The organism is Terriglobus aquaticus (assembly GCF_025685415.1).
GTDB lineage: Bacteria > Acidobacteriota > Terriglobia > Terriglobales > Acidobacteriaceae > Terriglobus > Terriglobus aquaticus.
In genome coordinates this window covers 1,275,296-1,294,161 of sequence record NZ_JAGSYB010000001.1, presented here as the reverse complement: position 1 = coordinate 1,294,161, position 18,866 = coordinate 1,275,296, and the positions used below count along the sequence as shown (strand labels likewise).

Genomic DNA, 18,866 nt, shown 5'->3' with positions numbered 1-18,866 from the left:
GGCTCCCTTAGACTGAGTCTGCAAGGCCGCTCCGTTTCCTGTGAAGCAAAACGTTCCTCATCTCGGCAGACCGTCTGTGCTGCGCCACATGAATGCCGTGAACACCCTTCGGGTGCTGCGGCAGATGGGTTCCTGTTCCCGCGCTGATATCGTGCGCGCCCTGGGGCTTGCAGCGCCTACCGTGACGAACGTGGTGAAAGATCTGGTTGCCGCCAATCTGGTGTTGCCGAGCGGCGAAGGCAAGTCGAAAGGCGGGCGGCCACCCGACATCATCCGCTTCAACGCGGCCCATGGGTGTCTTGCTGGCGTGCAGATCACCTCGAGCAAGCTGGCCTTTCTAGTGACCGATCTGGACGGGACTGTCCTGTGCCGCCATTCAGTCAAGATTCTTCGCGGGCAAAGCAGCCCGGAACGTGTCTGCCGTCTGATCCAGGAAACGATGCGCGAAGTGCTGAAGCAGCTTCGGATAGCGCGCAAGCAACTGCTTGCGTTAGTGGTCGGCGTGCCAGCGGTGACGAATGTGCAGGACGGTTCGGTTGTTTTCGTCAGCACCATGGACGACTGGCGGTCTGTGCCGTTGCGCACCATGCTCGAGAAACTCTTTGGTTGCCGGATCGTGATTGAGAATGACGCGAATCTGGCCGCCCAGGGTGAACGATACGGCGGTGCCGCTCTTGACCAGGACAGTTTTGTCTACGTCAGCATCGGCCCTAATGTAAGTGCCGGAATCGTGCTGCAGCAGCAGATCCACCACGGTGCCCAATGGTGCGCGGGAGAGATTGGATATCTTCGACTGCCTCATCTTTCCCGTCGTAAACCGACCGGGCAAGAGTTCGGGGAACTGGAAGAGCTTGTTACGGAGTTTGGCTTGGTACAAGAGTGGTTATCCACCATAGCCGGATCGCGGCCGCAGACGAAAAAGATGACTGCACGCGAAATTCTGGATCTTGCCAATGAGGGCGATGCAGATGCCCTTGCAGTGGTTCGGAGCCGTGCACAGCTCATATCGGACATCCTGATCAATCTTTCTCTGATCCTGAATCCGGGCCTCATCCTGCTTGGCGGTGAAGTTGGAAGCCATCCAGCAATGTTGACTGCAGTGCGCAAGGAGCTGGAGGGAGTGGAGTTTGCAGTGACCGACGTAGCGGCGGGAACACTGGGGGATGAAGCTGTCCTGTGGGGTGCCATCGCCCTCGCGCTTGAAGCGCTGCCGTCGATCCTTATTCCGGACGTTGCGTAGCGATCTGGACACCTCTGGTCCCAGGAGCTGTGTATAACCCAACAGGACCGGTGCCGGCTCATCACTTGCCTTCAAGCACTACCCTTCGAAAGGGGACACTGCCGAACGTTGCAGCAAAGACGTCACCGCTCTCAGGATCAAGTTTGAGTTCGTACGGAACTCCCGCGACAGGTACGGTCCAAATCACGCGATTGTCTTTGGTATCCAACACGGAGACGGTACTGTCGTGAGTGTTTGCCACGTAAGCGCGTTGCCGAACAATATCCACGGCCAGCGCCTGCGGAGTGTGACCCACCGGTACAGTCGTGACGGTCTTCAGGGTATCCGCATCCAGCACAGTCACTGTGTTGTCCGCGTAGTTCGCCACGTAAATGCGATGACGATCGTTGTCGATCGCGAGCGCGTCAGGCATGCTGCCGACCTTGACCTTCTCTGCGTTTTCACCGGGAAGGATCCGAAGCAGCTCATCACTGCCGATTGAGACAGCGAAGATTTCACCCTCTCTCAAACCGGGTATCAAAGCCCAAACGTGGTTCACCGAAGGGATGGACCGAATCGCCAGGTTCGCCTCATCCAGCAGAGCAAGGTGGTCGCTTTCGTAACTGCACAGCCAGACTTGATGCGCCTGCGCATCCGCAAGCAGCGCATCCTGCGAACCGGCCTTGAGGACCGTGGCTTGGTTGGTTGCTCCGTCGATCATCGTGAGCTGATTGCTGAACACGTTGCTCACGTATACACGATGCAAACGACTGTCGACGGCGATTGCATACGGATGGATGTCTGTCCGGACTGTGGCGACGACTCGCTCCGCCTGCAGATCTACGACGCTGACGGTTCCACTCCCCGCGTTGACCACGTAGCCTCGGTGCGCGACAGTGTCCATGGCCACACCGATCGGCCTTTGTCCGACTGCAACCGAAGTCTGCTGGCCTGTCTTCAAGTCCAGACTCAACAAGCGATTGCCGCCGGCATCGGCGGCGTACAGACGACGAGCCTGTCCGTCTATCTCCAGGGCTGCCGGTGTAATCTGCCGTTCTGCTGGCTGGCTCACCTGTGCATCGAGGCGGTGAACAGCGCTGCACAAGAAGGCCACCATTAGAACGGCAGCCGCAGAAGATCCCAATTTCCGATGTACATAATGTGGCGCCATCATCGGGTTTTCTCGCCTTTCCATTCAACATCGAATGTAGAGAACCGTATCTTTCTCAACGTTACAAATACGCCGCAAGACCGTATTCTGACAACATGCTTCGGCCGAAGATCACTGACGATCCCGCATCGCCTCCGCTCTCACGACGCACGCGGCTTCTCTCTTTCTGTTTCCTGCTGGCATTCGCGACACTCCTGGGCGGAACAGCGATTGCGCAGCGGGCCGCGCGACCCTTTCGTGTCGTTGCACTGGCAGAAAAGGGTGGGATACACAAGCCGTTTGTCGATGCTGCAAAGGTGTGGCTAGCGCGCGAGGCGCGCCGCGACGGGTTCACGGTGGAATACCTGGAAAACACGAATCGCATCAACGATCGCCTGCTGAGTCACTGCGACTTGTTCCTGCAATTGAATTACCCGCCGTATAACTGGACAACAGACGCTCAGAACGCCTTTGTGCGCTACATCGACGAGGGCAAGGGCGGTTGGATCGGTTTTCATCATGCGAGCCTGCTGGGTAGCTTTGACGGCTTTTCGGTCTGGCCCTGGTTTCAGGATTTCATGGGCGGCATTCTCTTCAAGGATTACATCAGGACGTTTGCGACCGCGACCGTACACGTAGAAGCTCCCGAGCACCCCGTCATGCGTTCCGTTCCCAGCACGTTCGCTGTTCAGAATGAAGAATGGTACACCTGGTCGCAGAGTCCCAGAACCAATGTCCAAGTGCTTGCACGCGTGGATGAAGACAGCTATCGCCCTGACACCTCCATCAAAATGGGAGATCACCCGGTGATCTGGACCAACCCGCAGAAGAAGGCTCGCAATGTGTACTTCTTTATGGGGCATCATCCTGAGCTGTTTCAGAACACCGCGTTCACCCAGATGTTTCACAATGCAATCACATGGGCGGCTCAGAAATGAAAGCTCCTCGCAGGGTTCTTCCTTCTCTGACCCTCGCGGCCATTGCCTTCGCGCAGCCGGCTCGTTCGCAGACCCAGCCGAAGTTTCGCGCCCTCGCCTTTTACACGGAAGAAACCGAGGGCGACCACGTCGATTTCGCGCATGATGCTCTGCGCTTCTACGCTGGTGTTGCCGCGCGCGACGGTTGGAGCTGGACCGCAACAACCAACTGGAACGACCTGAACGACAGCAACGTGGATCAGTACCAGCTCGTTGTCTGGCTCGACGATGAGCCACACACTCCAGCGCAAAAGCAGGCCTTTCAGCGCTACATGGAGCACGGCGGCGGCTGGGTCGGCTTCCATGCTTCGGCCTATAACGACGCCAGTTCCGGGTGGCCATGGTTTGTCAGCTTCTTGGGTGGAGCTGTCTTTTATGGCAACAACTGGCCGCCCCTGCCAGCTAGGCTTACGATCGAATCGACCACCAGTACGATCACCCAAGGATTCGGTGAGAGCTACCAGGCTCCGGCGAACGAATGGTACTCGTGGCTGCCGAACCCACGTGACAATCCGAAGGTCAAGGTACTGGCCTCGCTCTCTCAGGAGAACTATCCGCTAGGACTGAAAGACATACTGACCCAGGGAGATGTGCCTGTGGTTTGGACCAATACACAGTACCGGATGCTCTACATCAATATGGGTCACGGCGCTCGCATCTTCGACAGCCCTGTACAGAATAGGTTGCTGCAGCAAGCGGTAGAAGCGGTAGGCGAGAAGAAGCCGCTGCGCTAACCTCCTTCCTTCCTTCGCAAAAGAAAAGAGGGCCAGAGCAGAAGCTCCGGCCCTCTTTGTTAGGAGGCCCGTTTAGAAGGCGTACTTCAGTTCGAACTGGATGTGACGCTCGGTAGAACGGGTCGACGTGATCTGGCCGAAGTTAGGATCGTTGATGCTGTTGTCGGGATTGCCATAGCTTGCGATGTTGAAGGCATTAAAGAAGTCTGACCGGAAGTCGAGCCGGTGCGACTCGTAGATCCGGAAGCTTTTCTGCAAAGCAAAGTCAAAGTTCAGGAACCCTGGAGCCCGCAATGTACCCGGCCGTACCGAGCCGAAGTGATTGGCGGACTGCGAGGCGTAGACGCAGTTCACGACGGTCGATCCAACCAGGACGGTGCGCTGGTCTGAGCCGCAGGAATTGACCATTGCGGGATCGGTGCCGAACCAGTGGTCGACCGAACGATTGTGAATCGTGACCGGATTTATCTGGTCAGGGCGTGCCGCACCGGTATAGGCGAAGACAAGGTTAGAGTAGTTGGCGTTGGACGTGACGGTCACCGGGAATCCAGAGTATGTCACGTTTGTCCCGCTCAACTTCCAGCCACCTAATAGCTCGTCCAGCGCGAAGTTGGTTTTGTTTCCGAAGCGCTGGCCGCGCCCAAACGGGACCTGATAGGTGCCGGTGACGCTCAATGCGTGCCGGACATCCGAGCCGGATGGGCCCCACTCATCGGCGAGGTCGTAGGCGTTCTGCTGATAATACTGCTGCTGCGTGTTGCTGGTGCCGTAATATCCGATGTCATCGGTCAGCGACTTTGCGTAGCTGTAGTTGGCGGTGAGCTCCAGGCCGGCCTTGACGTGCTGACGGAACACGACCTGCAGCGCCTCGTAATTCATTGCAGATTGCGAGTCCGTGACCTTCACCACACCGCCTTGCCCAACCACGCTGGCGTATGGTGCCGTTGCGGTAGGCGAGGCAAGCTGATTGGCGTACACGGGATCAGTCAGGTGGTGGCCAAGCTCGCTCACGAATCCAACCTGGAGCGATGAGGTTCGGGTCAGCTCATATTCTGTCGTCAGAGAAGCTTCCTGGATCGACGCCGGCTGGAGATTCTTTTTCCAGGCGTAGAAGGTTGTGACCGGGGGATTTGTCGTAGGAAAGCCGCTGCTCGCGTGCAACGGAGTTCCAGGAGAATAAACGCCACCGTTGAACGCGGGTACGGTTGCGATGCTGTCGAAGTCGTTATGGAACGGCGGATTCTGTGTCAGTCTCAGGTTCGCCCCGGTGCCTTCCAGATACGTCGTAATGCCGTAGCCGCCGCGCAACACAAACCTCGGGGTGACCTGATAGGCGAAGCCGATGCGCGGCATGATGTTGGTGTATGTGGGGTTGTACAGTGCTCGGCTGTTCCCGTTCACGCCCGCGTACTCGATCGCCGCTGTCTGCAGGTTCAGGTTCGCCTGCTTGTTGTTGACCTCGTAGATGGGCTGATCGTACTCGTAACGCACGCCGAGGTTCAACGTGAGCTTGTCGCTCACTTTGAAATCGTCTTGCGCAAAGTACGCGTCGCGATACTGCCGCTGTCCCGTGCGCCCGACTACCTGGCCGACCGCGGCTTCATACACGTTATTGGTCACGAAATCCGCAAATGGGATATTGGTGCTGCTGCTGCTTGGATCCGCCGTGAACTGGCCGGTGTATTGGAAATAGCCCAGCACGCCGTTGTTGCCAGGGTAAAAGCTGTTCTGCTGGTATCTGGTGATCTGTGCGCCAAACTTAAATAGGTGGCGTCCACGCTGCCATGTCAGGTTGTCGGCATATTGAAACACGTTGTCGATGAAGATCTCCGGCGTTGGGTTTGCACCGAAATTGCTGATGGACCCAGTCGAGAATTGCTGCGCGCTGAACCCCGCTGTCTGCTGCGCGGCACTCGGAATGCCGACTACCTGGTTGCCGTTCAAGCCGAAGATGCCGCTCGGATCAGTCGTGACGCCGCTGTTGAAACGGATGCGCGAGTATGACGCCCGTAATTCGTTGACCACAGACGGGCTGAACGTGTGCGTCCAGGTGGTTGTGAACAGGTGATCGGGGTAGTCCGATGCAGACGGGAACTGCACAGCAAGGGGAACTGCCGTCGTGGCGTCCTGTGCGATGCCCTGGGTATACCGTCCAGAAAGCACATCTTTCAGACGGAAGTGCCAGTCGATCTTGATGTCACCTTGGTCGTTTCGTTGGTAGCTCTTGCTTAGCCCGCTGTAGTTGTCTACCTGTGACAGCGGATCGTCGCTGGCGCCCGGGATGTTGGGCAGGGGATACACCTCTGGGTGGCTGAACAGGAAGCGCGCCACCGGGTTGGTGATTGGAAGTTGATTGTTCGCATAGGGAACAGGGCCACCTGCGTTCTGTGTGTTGTACAGCTGGATGGGACTGCTGCCACGCAACAGGGCGGAGAAGTCGCCGGTGCGTAGCGCTGCCGGCGCTACGTGAGTCGTGCCCAGACCACCGCTATGCTGACGCGCACCCTGGTAATCCATGAAGAAGAACACCTTGTCCCGGAAGATCGGGCCGCCTAGCGTTCCGCCGAAGATCGCTTGCGTGTATGGATTGATCGGCGTTCCAGAGCGCTTGTTGGTCCAGCTGTTTGCATTCAGATTCTGGTTTTCCAAGAAGCCGAACACGCTGCCGTGGAAGGAGTTGGTGCCGCTCTTTGTGACCATCACCACATCACCGCCATTTACATTGCCAAACTCCGCGTTGGCGTTTGCGGCGATCACGCGTACCTGATCCAGCGCGTCAGGGCTGGGCGAGTACCCGATGGTGTTGTTCAGGTTTTCGTTGATTTCCTGGCCGTCCAGCAGATAGTTGTTCGACTGTTGCCGGTTGCCATTCACGTTGGGCTCGTTGTCGGCACCGGTGCTGCGTTCGATTGAGTTCTGACCACCGAAGGCACCGTAGTTGGTCGAAATGGCGCCTGGAGTGAAGACCGTCAGTTGAGAGAAGTCGCGTCCGTTCAATGGCAGGCTGTTGATTGCGTTCGTCGTGAAGGTCTCGCCCAGCGTGGGAGCTTCTGTCTCCAGAATCGGCTGGGTCCCGGTATCCACTTCCACCGTGGCCGAGTTGCCGCTCACCGATAGCGGAATATCGATCTTGGCCGTTTGATCGATGCTCAGCTGAAACGGCCCATATTTTGCCTCCGCAAAGCCGGGCGCGGTCACTGTGATGGTGTAGCTGCCAATCTGCAGGAAGCGCAGCGAGTAGTCGCCGTTCTTTTCCGTTTTAGCGGCTGTGGCTACCCCGGTCGCCGTGTTGATCGCAGTCACCTGCGCGCCGACGATCGCTGCTCCGGTTGGATCTAGAACGGTGCCACGAACGGAACCGGTAACGGTTTGGGCGAGCGCTGCGGACGGAATGACCAGGATTGCGGCGAGCTGGAGCGAACACCTACGAGCCATGAAGAATCTCCTGAGATGCTGCGAGCACATACGTCGCTCGAGTTGCTAATGAAACGTTAGAAAAGATTGTAAGGGTCGGATGACGTGAAGATTAGGATGGGAAGACGAATATTGCAAGCGGAATTTCACACAGGCACACTCGCATCGCGGCAGGAGGAATGAATGACGATTTTGCAGGGGAGGCGGTACAGGGTGGCACGTGCGTGGAACGCCTGCATTGCCACTTGCCTGGTTGCAGGAGCGTTGCCGCTTGCGGCCCAGACCCGCGTCCTGGTGGACCAGGTCGGATATGAACCAGACACGCCCAAGCAGGCGTTCCTGCTGAACTACCGCCCCGGTCCGGCCGAGGCCACAAGCTTCCGCCTGGTCGATTCACACACGGGAGAGGTGGTCTTCAGCGGAAAGGCTGCGCCCGCCGGATCCGTGGATCACTGGCATCTGGAGGCGTTGTCCTCTGTCGACTTCTCTGAATGGAAACGTCCGGGTAGCTACATCCTGCAGGCCATGCGGGGAGATCGGGTGGTCGGTGCCTCCGCTCCGTTCGAAGTCGCGCCAGACCTGCTGGAGCGCGACACGCTTTCCAACGTCATCTTCTACTTCAAAGGGCAGCGCAGCAGCGGTGACCTGGATCGCGCAGATCGGCATCTGCGCATCCCCGGCACGGAACGAGTAGAGGACCTGCACGGCGGCTGGTACGACGCGACCGGGGACTACGGAATCCACCTGTCGCACCAGAACTTGACGTCGTACTTCAACCCGCAGCAGGTCCCGTTGGTGGCCTGGGCGTCGCTTGCGGGATACAAGGAACTCACCGCGCGGCAGAACGATAACTTCTCAGAAGAACGCCGCAGGATGCTGGATGAAGGTCTGTTCGGAGCAGACTTTCTCGTGCGTATGAAGCAGCCTAGCGGCTCATTTCTCGAAAGCCTGAGCGCGCCGGGCAAAGACAAGCTGGCGGCCGATCGGGAAGTGGGCAATCCAAACTGGCGCACGCAGCTCAAGAAAGACGCTTCCGACTCCACGGAGCAAGTGCAGGCCGCAACGGGTCCATACGCCTACCAGGCGAGCTTCCGCGCGGGTGGCGGTGTTGCTATTGCAGCTCTCGCGCTCGCCAGCACCATGCCCCAGGACGGTGACTTCACTCGAAAGGTGTACCTGCAAAAGGCTGAGGAAGCATTCGCATTCCTTGCTCAGAATAACCGCACGCTCTTGAACGACGGCAGGGAGAACATTCTGGACGACTACTGCGCCCTGCTCGCGGCAACAGAGCTGTACCGGGCAAGCAACCGTCCAATGTACCTGCAGGCGGCGCAGACGCGCGCAGCTAGTCTGATGCAGCGCTTCGGAACTTACGGCTCGCTGAAGTATTGGCGGGCCGATGCGGGCACCCGCCCCTTCTTCCACCCTTCCGATGCAGGCATGCCTGTGGTTGCCTTGTTGGCGTATTCAAAGATCGCTCCTGCGGCTGAGCAGACCGAGATCAAAGCGGTCATCCATCGCTCGCTTGCCGCAGAGATGGAGTTGACCCACGCCGTGAACAATCCGTTTGGCTATGCCCGCCAGGTCATCCGCATGGGGGACGGCACGATCCGAGCTGCATATTTCTTCCCCCACGACTCTGAGGCTGCTCCGTGGTGGCAGGGTGAGAATGCCCGCATCGCCTCTCTTGCCGCAGCCGCACGCGCAGCTGCTCCATTATTTCCAGACGACCCGAGCTTCCAGAAGCAGTTGCAGGGCTATGCTAACGATCAGCTCCACTGGATACTGGGGCGCAATCCTTATGACACAAGCATGCTGCTCGGCAGCGGACACGGCGATGCGCGCTATATGTTCTTTCGCTCGTGGAAGTACACCGGCGCACCTGGCGCGGTCGTGAACGGAGTGACCGCGGCAGACGATGATCGAGACGGCATCGCGTTCAATCAGGGATTCGCCGTTACCGGCAAAGACGAAGACTGGCGCTGGACCGAGGAGTGGCTTCCGCACGCGGCCTGGTACATGTATGCCGTCTGTTTGCCGCACAACGCTCAGTGAGCGGCAGGGCGCGAGTGTAAGCAGTTGCTGAGGCACGGCGGACACCGTGATCAAGATAGAAGCAGGGATGCCCATTCGAAAGCACTGCTGATTGCCAGGCAGATCGCTGCGTATCGAAGCCGCTAGGCCGGGCGAGAGCACCGTCATTGGCACGGGAAATTCAGGGTGGCCGCGCAAGGGGCTATCACTAGCAGGAGTGCGGGTCGTCGCTACCGGCGAGTGCCCTCATCCGTCAGACGTCTAATCTTCCGTGATCTTGGCTAGACTGGGTTTCACGATGAGCAAACAAGGTCCTGACGTTCCAAAAGCCGGCAAAACGGTCAGCCTGAAGATGCTTGGTGAGTATCTCGGATTGAATCCTGGGACCGTCTCGTTTGTGCTGAATGACACGCCGAATCGGTCGATTCCGGAGGCGACCCGGCAGCGTGTCCGGGAGGCCGCCGCAAAGTTCGGTTATGAGCCAAGCCACATCGCACGGTCACTACGGAGCAAGAAGACGCAAACCCTCGGTATCCTCCTACCGGAGATGGGGGATGGATACCACTCACAGGTACTAAACGGCATGGCGGAAGTTCTGATGCGGGAGAACTATTTCTTCTTTACCGCGCATCACCGACACCGCAGGGATCTGGTTCATACCTACCCCAAGCTGCTGCATGCGCGCGGAGCGGAAGGCCTTCTTACGATCGACACACGCCTCGAGGAGACGCCGGCCGTTCCAACAGTTTGTGTTGCAAATCACGTTGCTTTGCCGAACGTGACGAGTGTCATTCTGGATGAGGGCGCCGCAGCGCGTGCGTCGCTCAAGCATTTGTATGCACTGGGGCATCGCCGGATCGTCTTCATGCGCGGGCAGAGCTTCAGTTCTGATTCGGACACGCGTTGGGAAGCGACACTGCGGGCGGCCGACGAGCTTGGCATCCCGGTGAGGAAAAGGCTGACGATCCGGCTGGAGAAAGATCTCATCACGCCGGAACTGGGTTATCCCGATATGAAGGAGCTGTTGGAACGCACGCGCGATTTTACGGCAGTTCTTTGCTTCAACGACATCTCGGCGATGGGTGTGATCCGTTCGCTGACGGACGCAGGCTTGCGGGTGCCGAACGATTGCTCGGTGGTTGGCTTCGATGACATTCCCGCGTCGGAATATCAGATCCCTCGACTTACCACGGTGCGCCAACCGCTGCAGCGGTTGGGACACGAGGCTGCTTCGGCGCTGCTGAGGAAGCTGGCCGGCGAGAGTGTTCCGGAGCTGGTCTGCTTGGAGCCGAGCTTGATTGTGCGCGAGTCCACGGCTGTGGCACCGAGCAAGGCGAAGCAGCCAAACAAACGGTTGTCTCAACTCGATGTGGGTTGACAGCTCGTACTTCGAGGTGCTCAATGGAAGGGTTCGGCACCGGCATGCATATGCGTCTCAAGCGCTAAATTGCTTGCGATCTTTTGCCCAGGATGACCTATGAAGCAGTGGTCCCACACCCTTCGATCCGCGGTTGCGGGTAGCCTTGCCATCACAGCCTTGTACCTTCCGGCGGTCGCACCCGCACAGTCAAAGAAGGCGGCCGGGATTTGGCTGACGACTCCCGATCGCGCAAATCTGCTGGCCCGCAAGCCTGTCCTCAGATGGAAGAAGGCAGACGTGATAGCGAGCGACGCAATTGTCGTAGATGATACGAAGCGCTTTCAGACAATGGACGGCTTTGGCCACGCCTTGACCGGTGGATCAGCGCAGCTGCTGATGAAAATGTCGGCCGCGAAGCGCTCGGCGCTGTTGCACGAACTGTTCGACGCGAAGGGCGGTATCGGCACTAGCTACGTGCGGGTGTCCATCGGCGCGTCTGACATGAATGACCATGTCTACACGTACGATGATATGCCTGCAGGTCAGACCGACGCGGAGCTGCAGCACTTCTCGGTGGCGGAGGATGAGAAGGATGTGATTCCGGTTCTGCGGGAGATCCTCGTCATCCAGCCGCATCTCCACATCGTCGCTTCGCCGTGGACGGCACCCGCATGGATGAAAGACAACGGTGCGGTGAAGGGCGGCAGTTTGCAGCCGCAGTTCTACGAGGTCTATGCGCATTACCTGGTGGACTACGTGCAGGCGATGCAGCGGCATGGCATTACCATTAACGCGATCACGCCCCAGAATGAACCGGAGAATCCGAAGAACACGCCGAGCATGATTGTGACCTCAGCCGAGGAGGCCGAGTTCATCGGGAAACATCTTGGGCCTGCCATCGCACGCTCCGGCCTCAGGACCAAGATCATCGATTTCGATCACAACTGCGATCATCCGGAGTACGGTATCGATCTCTTGAAGGATCCTGAGGCGTACCGGTATACCGATGGGACGGGATTCCACCTGTACCTGGGCACGGTCGATGCGATGTCGCAGGTGCATGACGCGTTCCCCAACAAGAACCTGTACTTTACGGAGCAGATGGTCATCCCGAAGCGGGGTCACCCTGAGCTTGCCATTGCGGAGCCGGTAGCTCGGCTGATTATCGGCGCGCCTGAGAACTGGAGCCGCAATGTGCTGTTGTGGAACCTGGCAGCTGACCCACAGAACGGTCCGCATACGAGTGACGGTGGCTGTCCGATCTGTGTGGGTGCGATGACGCTGGACGGCGATACCGTGACGCGGCACGAGGCCTATTACACGGCGGCGCATGCGTCGGAATTTGTTCCGCCGGGGTCTGTGCGAGTGAGTTCCGCTTCACCCGGCACGCTGCCGCACGTCGCGTTTGTAACGCCGAGTGGTAATCGAGTTCTGATTGTGAGTAACACCACGGCGGATGAGGCGCACTTCGCCATTCGCAATTGTGGCAAGCAGGCGCAGACGACGCTGCCAGCCGGTGCCGTGGCGACCTACGTCTGGTAGCAACTACTTGGCTGGAGCGAACTGCTGCACGACCAACTGCCTGCCCTGATGGAGGCGGTAGAAGGTGTCGGCTTTGACGGCGTGGAAAACCTGCGGCGCTCCCGGCCAAAGCACCTCGACATCGGCGGTGGTTGCAGCGCCAAGGCCGACGTGCAGCCGCAGATCGCTCTGCGAGAGATAGCTGCCACCGGAGCGCGGCTCCAGCGTTTGGGTGCGGCCGTTGGCCGTGACGCGCACACGCACATTGAGCGCGCTCACGTTGGTTGTGTCGCCTTCGAGCTGGAGGCTGAGCCAGTGGTTGGCCGGGTTCGGCCGGGTGCTGAAAATGTGCGGCCCACCTTCCAGGTTCTCCACGACAACCTCGACACCTCCGCGATGAAACAGGTCGCCAACGGCCAGGCCGCGGCTTACCTGCGGAGCGCCGAAGGTAGGTCCCAGTGTCGCAGTCGCATCGCGAAAGGTTCCATCCGGCATGCCTTGGAAGATGATGCCCGGCTCTTTGTAGTGAATGCCCTGAGCGATCTGCTCTACCTGCGGATACACGTGCCCGTTCACTAGCAACAGATCGAGAATGCCACGATTCTGCAGGTCGACGAATGCCGTGCCCCAGCCGACGTACTTCTCTGTGGCATGAGCGATTCCGGTGGAATGAGCTGCCTCGGTGAAGTTGAGCGAACCCTCGTTGCGGTAGAGCGTCATGTATTCGTCGCTGAAGTGACTGACCGCGACATCGACGCGGCCGTTGCCGCGAGTGTCTGCCGCGGCAATGCCCATGTTCGCCTGTTCGACTCCGTTCTCACTCAGCGCCACGCCTGCATCCAGCGCGACTTCTTTGAAGTGGCCATCGCCCTGATTGTGGTACAGGTAATTCGGTTGACCATCGTTGGCCACGAACAGGTCGAGCTTGCCATCAGTGTCGAAGTCGGTCCACAGAGACCCTAGGCCGAAGAAGTGTTTAGGATCGCTTACGCCAGCCTGCTCGGCGACTTCGGTAAAGGTGCCGTCGCGGTTGTTGCGATAGAGCGTGTCGGGCGAGCCCTTTAGCCCGCGCGGACCACATTGCACGGCGACGCCATGGTACTGGCAGGTACGCTCGGAGCCGAACTTTGGGAGGTCGTGCAGATCGAGATCGACGTAGTGCGGAACGAACAGGTCGGGCCAGCCATCGCCGTTGTAATCGCCAAACGAAACACCGGTGGCCCACCCCTGGTCTTTGCCAAGGCCGCTCTTCGCGGTCACGTTCTCAAAGGTTCCGTCACCGCGATTGTGGTAGAGCACTATCCCGCCAAAGCAACTGACGACCAGGTCCGGTTTGCCGTCGTTGTCGTAGTCTGCCACGGCGGCACCCATGGCCCAGCACGGGTAGCCTACACCGGCTTTGTCGGTCACGTCGGTAAAGGTGCCGTCATGATTGTTGCGGTAGAGAACGCTCCTGGCTCGCTCGCCTTTCAGTGCCATCGCAACGCTTGGCGCGTTGGTGAAGTAGATATCGAGCCAGCCGTCGCCGTCGTAGTCCAGTACGGCAACACCGCCACTCATGGACTCGACGATGTAGGCCTGCTCTGGGCTGGACAGATGGGAAAAGTGGATGCCGGTAGAGGCTGTGACGTCCACGAGTACTGGTGCGGTGGGCGACTGCGCTTGCGCAGTGAGCAGCAGCATGGCCGCCAGGCAGAGCGCGGCTTGAAGCCTGGAGGCGAAGCGCATGGCTACGGCTTGGCTCCCTGCGTCTGGTCTTCCGATCCGCGGCCCGGCGCGTTTACCCGCATCTCTTTATAGACCGCGTGCAGCTTATCCTTCATGGCCTTGTAGCGTTCGTAGTCGGCGACCTCGCGATGCGCGTCGTCCGGACGCTTGAGGCGGCGGTACAGAGCAGCGAGGCGGAAGTGCACCAGGGTGTCAGTGGGGTCTGCCTTTTCGGCGTTCAGCAGCAGGGCGAGAGCCTCGTCGGGATGGTTTGTCTCGACCAGCTCATGCGCTAAACCGACGTTTGCGTTGGAGTCCTGCGGTGCGAGTTTCAGGGCAGAGCGATAGTACGTAATTGCGCTATCGTGCTCGCTCCGGTCCGCAGCATAGTCTCCCAACCGCGTTAGTGCCTGTGCGTTGGAAGGGTCGGCTTTTACGGCAAGCTGATACTGCTGTTCGGCTTCGGCCTTCAGCTCCGGTTCGGGCGACTGGCGTAAGACCTCTGCCAGTTCGAAGTGCAGGCCGGTCATCTTCGGGTCGGCAGCCATGGCAGCACGATAGTTGGTGATGGCGCCTTTGAGGTCGCGTTCGCGTGAGAGTTCATGTGCCATGGCACGATGCATCTCTGCCGAGCTTGGCGCGACCAGCGAGAGCTGCAGCATGGCCTCGTTTGCCAGGTCGGTATTGACGCGATAAGCGGCGTAGAGCACACCGGCATCCGCGGGCAGCCTGGCCTTCAACTGCGCGATCACGGCTGCTGCTGCTGGCAGGTCTCCAGCGGCAGAGTCGAGTTCGACAAGCTCCAGACCGACTTCGCGCACAAAGGCATCCTGGCCTTGGAGCAGGGCGGGGAAGGCCTGCGTGAGCGTTGCGCGCGCGGCTTCGGGCTGACCGCTGCGGCGCTGCGCCAGACCGAGCAGCCCTTTCAGCTTTGGCACGGGCTGCGTTGCGACCGTGCGCTCGAGCAACGGTTCGGCATGGGCGTAGTCACCGACAAAGTATAGGAGCACGCCAAGGTTGCCGACAGCGTCGGCGTTGTTCGGATCTACTTGCAGGACAGCCTGGAACTCCGGGATGGCCTTTGCAGGTTGCTTCTGTGCGAGGAATGCGTGAGCCTGTTGCAGGTGCTGCTGGGCCGATGAGGTGGCGATGCCTGCTGCCGCTTGTCCGTGCGCACTGCAGGTCCACAATGCAGCAGCAAGCACGAGGCGCTGAGACGCAACTCGCGATGGACGCATACGGTACATCAAGTCCTCTCGCAACAGTTTAGACGGAACAAGAAAGCGGAGGCGGCCAAGTCGGCCCGCCTCCGCCCATTTAGCAGCGATCACTAGAATGCGAAGCGCGCGCTCAACTGCATGTTGCGTGCGGCGTTGCTGGTGGAAGTGATCTGGCCACCGCCGTTGGTTAGGTCCGTGTTGGGCACACCGAAGGTGGGATGGTTCAGGATGTTGTTGACGTCGGCACGTATGGAGAGGCCGATGGTTTCGGTGTAGTGGAAGGTTTTGCCGATGGAAGCATTGAAGCTCTCATAGCCAGGACCGTAGAGGCTATTACGGTGCACGTTACCGTAGGTGTAGGGAGCGGGTTGCTCGTAAGCGTTGGTGTCAAAGTACTGAAGCAGGGTACGGTGGGCAGGATTGGGATTGCCGACCAGGTTCGGACGCAGACGGAAGTTGGAGCCGCCCGACAGTGCGAAGTCGCTGGTCTGTTGCGAGTTGATGGTCGGTGTAAATGGGTTCCCGTCCTGCAGTTGGAAGGTGCTCGACACGCGCCATCCACCGATCACCGCGTCCGCGAACCGATTGTGGTTCAGGAACTGCTGGTTCAGGCCAAAGGGAAGCTGGTAGATCACACTGCCTTTCCACGCATTGCGGATGTCGAAGTTAGACGGCCCGTAGTTGGCGTGGAAGTTGTATGGGTCCTGGTACTGCAGCGTACCCGCACGGCTACCCCAGCCCGAAGAGTCGATATCGTCCAGGAACTTGGACCAGACATAGTTCGTGTCAAAGCTGAAGCCGTGCGAGAAGCGCTTCGTAATGGAGACCTGAAGCGAGTTGTAGTTGGAATTAGCGCCGGTCTGGTACCCACTCAGAGATTGATACTGCGGGAACGGCCGAAACGACTGCGCCCGGCTTGGGTTTGCCTTCGCCTGCTGCAACCCGGCCTGTGTGAGCTGGTTGATTCCGGACGGAAAGACAAGGTTATAGCTCTTGTTGCCGACGTACGCGATCTGAACGGCCATGTCGGCGCCGAACTGCTTTTCAAAGCCGAAGTTGTACTGCAACGACCGTGCGACCGGCGTGTTGTATGGGACGTAGTTGAAGCTCTGCCCATTCTTGCTTGCCGGGTCCGTGCTTTGCAGGGCAAAGGGAAGATTCGATCCATTGCCAGCGAGCGTTGTCACGTATGCCGTGCCATTCGTGCTGTCGGAGGCGTTGCCGCTTGATAGGATTGCTTGGCCCTGACCCTGGCCGTACTGATCCAGGCTCCAGTTATAGGAGTACAGGCCAACGCCACCGCGCATGACCAGGTCAGGACGCACGGTGTAGGCAAAGCCCACGCGAGGCAGAACGATGTCGTACTTGTTCTGCTGCAGAGCGGTGCGTCCGTTGGTCTTGTTTGCGGCGAACCAGATGGCACCGGGCGTGTTGGTTGCGGGATTGGTGATGGATGGATCGAACGTCGCCTGGTCGTTCTTCGCATCCTTCCAGCCGAGCTGCACCTGGTAGCGCAGGCCGAGGTTCAGTGTCAGGTTCGGCCGGACCTTCCAATCGTCCTGCACAAAGACCTGAGGCGTCTTCTGCCGACCGGCGTACTCCGGTTGCACCTGAGCGCTCCAGTCATGCGCCGTACCCAGAAGGAAGTCGGCATAGTCCAGACCGGAATTCTTGTCGTTGAGCGAGCCTTTGGTGTAGTCGCCCGTGAAGCCGAAGGTTCCGGGGTTCAGATTGCCCCAGGCCGTTGAGTTGTCTTCGTTGATCAGGAACTCGCCGCCGAAGTGCAGTATGTGGCGACCCCGGATCAACGTGACCACGTCGGAGGGATCGAAGACGTGCTCCTTGTAGATGGCGTTAATGCCGGGCCCAAGTCCAAGCAAACCGCTGTTGTAGTTGATCTGCGGGAAACCGTCAGCCTTGGCAAATTGGAAGCCAAGCTTGCTGGGGTAGCCACCACCGAAGCTCTGGCCAACGAAGAAGTTCAGTTGGTTGGTGTAGCCCAGACGCAGTTCGTTAATGAAGTTGCTGCTGAAGCTATGAACATCGGTGATCTGCGCATTGGTGCTGTCGACGTCGCCAGCGTAGCAGTTGATGGGGCAGATGTCTTGGCCAATGAAGAAGGCAGGATTGTCGCGCTTCGCTACGGTTGCGGTAAGGCGATTCTTATCGCTCAGGTTGAAGTCGAGGCGGCCGAAGTACTTTTTGTAAGGGTTCGACTGGGTGCCTTGGTAGTAGTAGTTGTTGCTGGTGAAGCCGGGCGTGTACTTTCCATTCGCGAACGATGCAGTCTGCACCGTGCCTGGACGGTTGGGGGCAGGGAAGAACGCCTGGATGGCTGCGGCTACCTTGTCGAAGCGACCGGTCGGGATCTGGTTGTTCAAAAACGGTGTCCGCGTGATCGCGCCGTTCACGACGGTTGTGCTGTTCGGGTCATATATGCAACCCGGACTGCTGTTTCCGCCTGCCGTGGTGGGGGCGCACGTGATGCCCGGGATCAACTGGGCAGAGAAGTCGCCGGCGCGCTGCGCCAGGGTGGGCACCGACGATAGCGCGTTCACCGCGGAGTTGTTGTTGATCTGGTCGTAGTTGAAGTAGAAGAAGGCACGATCCTTCAAAATTGGACCGCCGATGGAGCCGCCAAAGTTGTTGAAGCGGACGCGATTCTTGGCATTAGGGACGCTGGTGAAGCTGTACGGGCGGGCGTTGTATGCGTCGTTCTGGTTGTATTCATACGCCGAGCCATGAAAGCGATTGGTGCCGCCCTTGCTGATCTGGTTGAAGAGGATGCCACCCACGCCGTACTGCGCGGAGAAGGCCGACGTGCTTACCTTGACCTCCTGGACCGTTTCGAAGACGTAGACGTCTGCATTGGCGGAGCTGGGCAGCGTGGACTCCGCGCCGTCCGAGAGAATGGAGCTGTACGGCAGATTGCCATTTACTGAAACCGACTGCCCAGGTGAGTTGCCGAGTGGGGCGGATGGTGTAGCGGCAGCGCCGGCGATCAGTGTTGTGAAATTCTCCCAGCTAGGACCGTTTCCGCCAACGTTGGGCAACTGGTTCATCGATTGGAATGACAACGTTGCGGACTGTTCGCCGGTTTCCGTCTGGATCAGGGCCACATCCGTGTTCACGTTGACGGTGTCGCTGGTCGAACCGACGGTGAGCTTGCCATCCACTGTGATCGTAGAGACGTCCAGATTCAACCCGGTGCGGTTCAGGCTGGAGAAGCCGTCCTTGATGAAGGTGACGCTGTAATTGCCGGTAACGATCGGACCGGTGTCGTACAGACCGTCCTTGTTCGTTGTCAGGGTCTTGCTTACGCCGGTACCGGTGTTGGTCACGGTCACGGTAACGTCAGGTAAGAGAGCTCCCGATGCGTCTGTTGCGGTTCCGCGGATATCGCCGGCGTTCGCGCTTTGCGCTACGGCACCCGCGGGAGAAAGCAGGATGGCGGCGACACCCAGCGTAGCGACCAAGTAGTTGTTTTTCATGTGCCTCCGAAGCAGTGTCCCCCGAGCGGAGCAAGACAA

At 59.0% G+C, this 18,866-nt stretch carries 11 protein-coding genes; 6 read left to right on the top strand and 5 right to left on the bottom strand.

Going from position 1 to position 18,866, the window contains the following annotated elements; genetic code table 11:
* Positions 1-88 precede the first annotated feature (88 nt).
* The gene (locus tag OHL12_RS05270) at positions 89-1,240 is read left to right on the top strand and encodes an ROK family transcriptional regulator (protein ID WP_263412779.1); all 1,152 of its coding nucleotides are present in this window, start codon (positions 89-91) and stop codon (positions 1,238-1,240) included.
* 61 nt (positions 1,241-1,301) lie between these two features.
* Here the strand turns inward: OHL12_RS05270 and OHL12_RS05265 are convergent, their stop codons facing one another.
* Positions 1,302-2,291, bottom strand: coding sequence for a YVTN family beta-propeller repeat protein (locus OHL12_RS05265; RefSeq protein WP_263412778.1), 990 nt, complete (start codon positions 2,289-2,291; stop codon positions 1,302-1,304).
* 194 nt (positions 2,292-2,485) lie between these two features.
* On the opposite strand from OHL12_RS05265, the gene OHL12_RS05260 reads away from it, so the two are divergent.
* Both OHL12_RS05260 and OHL12_RS05255 read left to right on the top strand, forming a co-directional pair.
* Positions 2,486-3,307 carry a ThuA domain-containing protein gene (locus tag OHL12_RS05260; RefSeq protein WP_263412777.1) on the top strand — a complete coding sequence of 274 codons (822 nt, stop codon included), beginning with the start codon at positions 2,486-2,488 and terminating at the stop codon, positions 3,305-3,307.
* The gene (locus OHL12_RS05255) at positions 3,289-4,080 is read left to right on the top strand and encodes a ThuA domain-containing protein (protein ID WP_263412776.1); all 792 of its coding nucleotides are present in this window, start codon (positions 3,289-3,291) and stop codon (positions 4,078-4,080) included. The genes OHL12_RS05260 and OHL12_RS05255 overlap by 19 nt, the downstream gene beginning before the upstream one ends.
* A gap of 72 nt (positions 4,081-4,152) precedes the next feature.
* On the opposite strand, the gene OHL12_RS05250 is transcribed toward OHL12_RS05255, so the two are convergent.
* On the bottom strand, positions 4,153-7,515 hold the full coding sequence (locus tag OHL12_RS05250; RefSeq protein WP_263412775.1) for a TonB-dependent receptor: 3,363 nt from the start codon (positions 7,513-7,515) through the stop codon (positions 4,153-4,155).
* 192 nt (positions 7,516-7,707) lie between these two features.
* On the opposite strand from OHL12_RS05250, the gene OHL12_RS05245 reads away from it, so the two are divergent.
* From OHL12_RS05245 to OHL12_RS05235, 3 genes are all read left to right on the top strand, one after another.
* Positions 7,708-9,549, top strand: a complete 1,842-nt coding sequence (locus OHL12_RS05245) for a glycoside hydrolase family 9 protein (protein ID WP_263412774.1) — start codon at positions 7,708-7,710, stop codon at positions 9,547-9,549.
* 277 nt (positions 9,550-9,826) lie between these two features.
* Positions 9,827-10,906, top strand: coding sequence for a LacI family DNA-binding transcriptional regulator (locus OHL12_RS05240; protein WP_317889803.1), 1,080 nt, complete (start codon positions 9,827-9,829; stop codon positions 10,904-10,906).
* A 99-nt stretch (positions 10,907-11,005) separates the two neighbouring features.
* Positions 11,006-12,430 (top strand): glycoside hydrolase family 30 protein, encoded by a 1,425-nt coding sequence (locus OHL12_RS05235; protein ID WP_263412773.1) that lies wholly within the window; start codon positions 11,006-11,008, stop codon positions 12,428-12,430.
* A gap of 3 nt (positions 12,431-12,433) precedes the next feature.
* Here OHL12_RS05235 and OHL12_RS05230 read toward each other — a convergent pair whose 3' ends face one another.
* The 3 genes from OHL12_RS05230 to OHL12_RS05220 all read right to left on the bottom strand — a co-directional run bounded on the left by OHL12_RS05230 (position 12,434) and on the right by OHL12_RS05220 (position 18,827).
* Positions 12,434-14,137, bottom strand: coding sequence for a CRTAC1 family protein (locus OHL12_RS05230; protein WP_263412772.1), 1,704 nt, complete (start codon positions 14,135-14,137; stop codon positions 12,434-12,436).
* A gap of 2 nt (positions 14,138-14,139) precedes the next feature.
* A complete protein-coding gene (locus OHL12_RS05225) occupies positions 14,140-15,354 on the bottom strand; it encodes a tetratricopeptide repeat protein (protein ID WP_263412771.1) in 1,215 nt (404 codons plus the stop codon).
* 92 nt (positions 15,355-15,446) lie between these two features.
* Positions 15,447-18,827, bottom strand: coding sequence for a carboxypeptidase-like regulatory domain-containing protein (locus OHL12_RS05220; protein WP_263412770.1), 3,381 nt, complete (start codon positions 18,825-18,827; stop codon positions 15,447-15,449).
* Positions 18,828-18,866 lie beyond the last annotated feature (39 nt).

Bases quoted from the DNA above. Each gene is read 5' to 3' on its own strand.
- OHL12_RS05270 (WP_263412779.1), top strand. From the start codon at position 89: ATGAATGCCGTGAACACCCTTCGGGTGCTGCGGCAGATGGGTTCCTGT.
- OHL12_RS05260 (WP_263412777.1), top strand. From the start codon at position 2,486: ATGCTTCGGCCGAAGATCACTGACGATCCCGCATCGCCTCCGCTCTCA.
- OHL12_RS05255 (WP_263412776.1), top strand. From the start codon at position 3,289: ATGGGCGGCTCAGAAATGAAAGCTCCTCGCAGGGTTCTTCCTTCTCTG.
- OHL12_RS05250 (WP_263412775.1), bottom strand. From the start codon at position 7,515: ATGGCTCGTAGGTGTTCGCTCCAGCTCGCCGCAATCCTGGTCATTCCG.
- OHL12_RS05240 (WP_317889803.1), top strand. From the start codon at position 9,827: ATGAGCAAACAAGGTCCTGACGTTCCAAAAGCCGGCAAAACGGTCAGC.
- OHL12_RS05235 (WP_263412773.1), top strand. From the start codon at position 11,006: ATGAAGCAGTGGTCCCACACCCTTCGATCCGCGGTTGCGGGTAGCCTT.
- OHL12_RS05230 (WP_263412772.1), bottom strand. From the start codon at position 14,137: ATGCGCTTCGCCTCCAGGCTTCAAGCCGCGCTCTGCCTGGCGGCCATG.
- OHL12_RS05225 (WP_263412771.1), bottom strand. From the start codon at position 15,354: ATGCGTCCATCGCGAGTTGCGTCTCAGCGCCTCGTGCTTGCTGCTGCA.
- OHL12_RS05220 (WP_263412770.1), bottom strand. From the start codon at position 18,827: ATGAAAAACAACTACTTGGTCGCTACGCTGGGTGTCGCCGCCATCCTG.